This is a genomic window from Microbacterium sp., assembly GCF_035554235.1.
Classification (GTDB): Bacteria; Actinomycetota; Actinomycetes; order Actinomycetales; family Microbacteriaceae; genus Microbacterium.
In genome coordinates, this window is sequence record NZ_DATMIO010000149.1 from 1 (window position 1) to 4,498 (window position 4,498).

A 4,498-nucleotide genomic window follows, 5' to 3' on the forward strand; every position below is an offset into this window, starting at 1 on the left:
GTCGAGCAGCATCCCGGTGAAGCCCCACACGAGATGCTCGCCGGTCGCGTGGGGCACGAGAAAGCCCGGCCCGCGAAACTCCTGGCCGTCGCGGCGGATCACCGTCACCCCACGGTTCGCGGGATCGAGCAGGTCGGCGACGGGAGCCCGGAATACATCTGCCGACTCGGCTTCGTCGACCACGCGAACGGGCGATGGATGCCGCCACCACGCGAGCACCGGCGTCACCCGGTGCTGCGAGTACGCCAGCGGGATGTCGTCGAGCGGGCCGAGCACTTCGACGCCGGCGGGGTCGACGCCCGTCTCCTCGCGGGCCTCGCGGAGGGCGGCCGCAACGACCGACGCATCGTCGGGGTCGACGCGTCCGCCCGGGAATGCGACCTGGCCCGGGTGCGAGCGCAGCGTCGACGCGCGGGCCAGCAGCAGCACGTCGAGGTCGCGTGACACGGCCTGGGCCTGAGCATCGTGATCGCTCGGCAGCGAGTCGAGCACGCCGAACAGCAGCAGCACGGCGGCGGGGCGGGCTTCCGGAACATCGGGCAGGTCGGCGAACACGTCGAGCCTCGACCCGCGGCCGCCGCTGGCCGCGGTTTCGGCGAGGCGGGCCAGCTGAGCCCGCGCGCTCTGAGGGGCGGATGCGGCGGGCATTCGTTCAGGCTACGCCGCTTCGGAGACAGGGCGGTCGCGGAGCCATTCCTCCCCCGACCTCTCACCTCACGAGCCATCCACCCGCCCTTGTCGGTTGCTACACTGTGCTACATGAGGTCGGTGACTCACCGTGAGATGCGCAACAACAGCGCCGAACTGCTGCGGCGCGTGGAGGCGGGCGAGTCGGTGATGATCACAAACCACGGAAAGGCAGCCGCAGTGATCAGTCCTGCAGGGCACCCTCCCATCGAGGTTCTGGTCGAACGGGGCCACGTGCGCGTCGCGATCAGGGGTGCCGAGAGTCTGACCACGATCGCTCGCCGGCGGGGGAAGCTGACGAGCCGTCAGATTCTGGACGACAGCCGGCGTTCATGGTGAGAGTCGCGTATCTCGACGCATCGGCCGCCATGAAGCTCGTGCTCGACGAGCCGGAGTCCGCCGCGCTGGTTGATGCCCTGGCATCCGATCCCGACCGCTGGCTCGCGGCGGGCTGGCTGTTGCACACCGAAATGCACTGCGCTGCGGGACGCCACCCCGACGCATTCGATCTCGATGCGATTCGTGGAGTGCTCGACGTCGTGAACCTCGTCGACCTCACTCGCGGTGACATGATCGCGGCGGGCACGCACGCGCCGCTGCGCTCGAACGACGCGATCCACCTTGCTGTCGCGATACGGCTCGGAGTCGACGAGATCGTGACGTACGACAGCGAGTTGGCGGATGCGGCGGCCCGGGCGGGCCTGGCAGTGCTGGCGCCCGCGTAGATTCCGGCACGGACCCAAAGATCCGCCGATCTCGAGCCACGCGGGCGTACCATCGAACATGGGGCATTCGCTGAGCACCGGAACCGTCGTCGCGATCGTCGGCGAGGGGTCCGAAGATGCCCTGGCCACCCTCGATGGCATCCGCGGCGTCGAGGTGCTCTCGTTGCAGGGCAGCGAACCCACGCTCGCCACGAGGCGCATCGCCGCTGCGGGAACGCCGTGGATCGTGCACGACGCCGACCCGCTCGAACACGTGGCGGCGGCGTGGGTGGAACTCTTCGAGGAGCGCTCGACGCTCGGCGCGCTCGAGGTCGAGGTCGAGACCGTTCTCGCCCGGTTCGAGGCGGGCTCGGCGCTCATGCCCGACTACTACATCGTGCTCGAACCGCAGGACGCGCCCGACACGTGGCGGCACTGGTGGTGCGGAGCGCTGGGACACCATGCCCCCCGGCGCGTCCTCGCCTCGCCGGCACCCACGACGGCACAGGATGCCGCCATCCGGCACCTGCTCGGCAAACTGCCGTCCTCGCGCGCGTGGCCCGATCCGGCGTCCTGGCTCCCCCACCTACCGTTCGAGATTCCCGACCGGGTGGGCCTGCGCGACTGACTCCGCGCCTCAGCCCGGCCCGCGCGGCCCGGTGATGCCCGCGAACAGGGCGTGCAGCAGCGGGAGCACCGAGATGCCCATGAGCACCGTGCCGAAGACGAGATCGTCGGCTCGCAGCAGGATGCCGCCGATGAGCAATGCCGCGAAGAGAATGGCCGAGAGGATCCTTCGCGCCATCCGCTCCATCATCCCGAGGCGGCGCTCGAGCCGCGGATTCTGCGCCACGACTCTCCCGTCCTCGAGCCGCGTCGCGAGCTCGTCGAGGCGCTGAGGAAGCCGGGCGACGACGCCCGCGACCGAGACCGCCTGCTTCGCGAACTCTTGCACCACATTGCCGCTCTCCTCGCGGATCAGCTGACCGGCGTACGGCTCGATCGCATCCCAGATGTTGAACGCGGGGTCGAGCGCGCTGCACATGCCCGATGTCAGCCCCATTGCGCGGATGATGAGCAGGAAGTTCTCGGGCAGCTGGAACGGCAGCGAGCGCACGACGTCGCCGAACTCGATCGCGAAGTCACGGAACTCGCGCGGATCGACATCCTGCAGCTCGGCGAACCCCATTCCCCCGAAGCGGGCGAACAGCTTCGTCATCGCCCGCTCGAGCTCGGCGGTGTCGGCGGAGGGCAGGAGCACCCCTACCTCGCGAATGCCGTCGACCATGCCCTTGCCGTCGCGCGACGCCGCGGCGATGAGGATCTTCCGGAGCCCGCGACGCAGGCCTTCGGGCACTTCGCCCATCATCCCGAAGTCGATGAAGGTGAAGTGCCAGTCGCCGCCCTTCGCCGCGGCTCCCGTCGTGGCCGACGCCGCCCGCCCCGCTTCCGCAGCCTGCCCCGCTTCCCGAGCCTGCCCCGCTTCCCGAGTTTGCCGAGGGGTCGGCGTGACGAAGATGTTCCCCGGATGGGGGTCGGCGTGAAAGTACCCGTCTGCGAAGAGCTGGTCGAACATGACGGCCGCGAACTCGGCCGCGACCTCGGACGGGTCGATGCCGGCGGCGCGCAGACCCTCGACGTCGTTGATCTTGATCGCGGTGACATCCTCCAAAGTCAGCACGCGTCGCGTCGTGCGCTCCCACGCGACGCGGGGAACGGCGACGCGAGAGTCGCCGGCGAACTCCTGGGCGAACCGCTCCGCGCTGGCCGCCTCGTGCAGGTAGTCGATCTCCTCGAGGCTCGTGTGGGCGAACTCCTCGACGAGTGCGGGCATGTCCACGCGGTCAGCGACCACGCGCACGCGATTCAGCCACCCGGCGACACGGCGAAGCGCCCTCAGGTCGACATCGACGACCCGATCGATCCCGGGCCGCTGGATCTTCACGACGACGTCGATCAGGCCCGTGTCGGCGGCATCGGCATCCGACAGTCTCGCGCGGTGCGCTTGACCGAGGGATGCCGCGGCCAACGGCGTCGGATCGACAAACGAATACGCCCGTTCGAGCGGCACGCCCAGTTCGACTTCGGCGAGCTCGCGAATCGCCGGGAAGGGCACCGGAGGCACTTCGTCCTGCAGCCCCTCGAGTTCCTTCGTGATCTCGGGCGGGAGCACGTCGAGCCGCGACGACATGAATTGCCCCACCTTGATCATGAGTCCGCCGAGGTCGACGGCCAGCACGTGAAAGCGCTGCGCGATGCGCTGCAGTCGCGTCGCCCGGTTGCGCGCCGAGATGCGGGAGAGACCCAGGCGCGGCAACAGCAGCTCGTACCACCACGCCTGCGCCATGTACCGGGCGGCGAACCGCAGGATTCTGCGGTAGCGGGCACGCATGTTGCCGACGTCGGTCATCGATTCTCCGCTGAGCCCAATTGCCGAGTGCCGACGGGCCGCGGGCACTTCGTGATCTGAAAGCAGTGTCAGTCCTGAGCGAGGATGGAGAAGAGCTTACGACGAGCCTCGTCGAGCACGGCCACCGCCTGCTTCACCTGCTCCGGACTGCCCGAGCGCGCGACCTGCGCGGCCGCCTGAGCCAGGTCTATGCCGGCCTTCGGCAGTGCGGTCGCCCGCGCGCTGTCGCGGGCGCCCGGAGTCTCCCACGGCGCGGACTTCTCGGCACCGGCATCCGCTGCCTGTCGTCCCTCGTCGGTGAGGGAGTATGTCTTCCGCCCGTTGGACTCCTCGGCCCGGACCAGGCCTTCGTCGGCGAGCAGCTGGAGTGTCGGGTAGACCGAGCCGGGGCTCGGCTTCCACGCGCCGCCGCTGCGCTCTTCGATCTCGGCGATGATCTGATAGCCGTGCATCGGCTTCTCCGCCAGGAGCGCGATGACCGCCGATCGCACATCGCCGCGCCCCATCCGCGGCCCGACCTTCTGCTCGAACGCTCCGCGAAGCTGCTCCATCGCCTCCCAGATGCCGGTGGCGGGCCAGCCCTGACCAGGGCCGCGACCGCGCCCCGTGAACCCGTCGCCCATGAATGAACCGCTCATGATGCCCTCCTCCGCGCCGGACTCACCGAGAGTTCAGCGATACATAACGATATATCGCT

The 4,498-nt window shown here is 69.3% G+C and carries 6 protein-coding genes; 3 read left to right on the top strand and 3 right to left on the bottom strand.

Annotated features, from left to right (window positions below):
• The coding region (locus VNT50_RS07765) for an NUDIX hydrolase (RefSeq protein ID WP_325484539.1) at positions 1-648 on the bottom strand (648 nt) is incomplete at its 3' end.
• Positions 649-759: 111 nt separating this feature from the next.
• On the opposite strand from VNT50_RS07765, the gene VNT50_RS07770 reads away from it, so the two are divergent.
• From VNT50_RS07770 to VNT50_RS07780, 3 genes are read left to right on the top strand one after another with little or no spacing between them, the layout of a single operon-like run.
• Entirely contained in the window at positions 760-1,026 is a 267-nt protein-coding gene (locus VNT50_RS07770; RefSeq protein ID WP_325484540.1) for a type II toxin-antitoxin system Phd/YefM family antitoxin, read from the top strand.
• Entirely contained in the window at positions 1,020-1,412 is a 393-nt protein-coding gene (locus tag VNT50_RS07775) for a type II toxin-antitoxin system VapC family toxin (protein ID WP_325484541.1), read from the top strand. Before VNT50_RS07770 ends, VNT50_RS07775 begins: the two co-directional genes overlap by 7 nt.
• Before the next feature lie 58 nt (positions 1,413-1,470).
• Entirely contained in the window at positions 1,471-2,019 is a 549-nt protein-coding gene (locus VNT50_RS07780) for a hypothetical protein (protein ID WP_325484542.1), read from the top strand.
• Between the two features lie 9 nt (positions 2,020-2,028).
• On the opposite strand, the gene VNT50_RS07785 is transcribed toward VNT50_RS07780, so the two are convergent.
• Complete coding sequence (locus VNT50_RS07785; protein ID WP_325484543.1) at positions 2,029-3,801, bottom strand: ABC1 kinase family protein; 1,773 nt, start codon at positions 3,799-3,801, stop codon at positions 2,029-2,031.
• 68 nt (positions 3,802-3,869) lie between these two features.
• Complete coding sequence (locus VNT50_RS07790; protein WP_414683955.1) at positions 3,870-4,439, bottom strand: PadR family transcriptional regulator; 570 nt, start codon at positions 4,437-4,439, stop codon at positions 3,870-3,872.
• Positions 4,440-4,498 lie beyond the last annotated feature (59 nt).

Excerpts from the sequence above, each read along its gene's own strand:
- VNT50_RS07770 (WP_325484540.1), top strand. The coding sequence starts at position 760 with ATGAGGTCGGTGACTCACCGTGAGATGCGCAACAACAGCGCCGAACTG.
- VNT50_RS07775 (WP_325484541.1), top strand. The coding sequence starts at position 1,020 with ATGGTGAGAGTCGCGTATCTCGACGCATCGGCCGCCATGAAGCTCGTG.
- VNT50_RS07780 (WP_325484542.1), top strand. The coding sequence starts at position 1,471 with ATGGGGCATTCGCTGAGCACCGGAACCGTCGTCGCGATCGTCGGCGAG.
- VNT50_RS07785 (WP_325484543.1), bottom strand. The coding sequence starts at position 3,801 with ATGACCGACGTCGGCAACATGCGTGCCCGCTACCGCAGAATCCTGCGG.
- VNT50_RS07790 (WP_414683955.1), bottom strand. The coding sequence starts at position 4,439 with ATGAGCGGTTCATTCATGGGCGACGGGTTCACGGGGCGCGGTCGCGGC.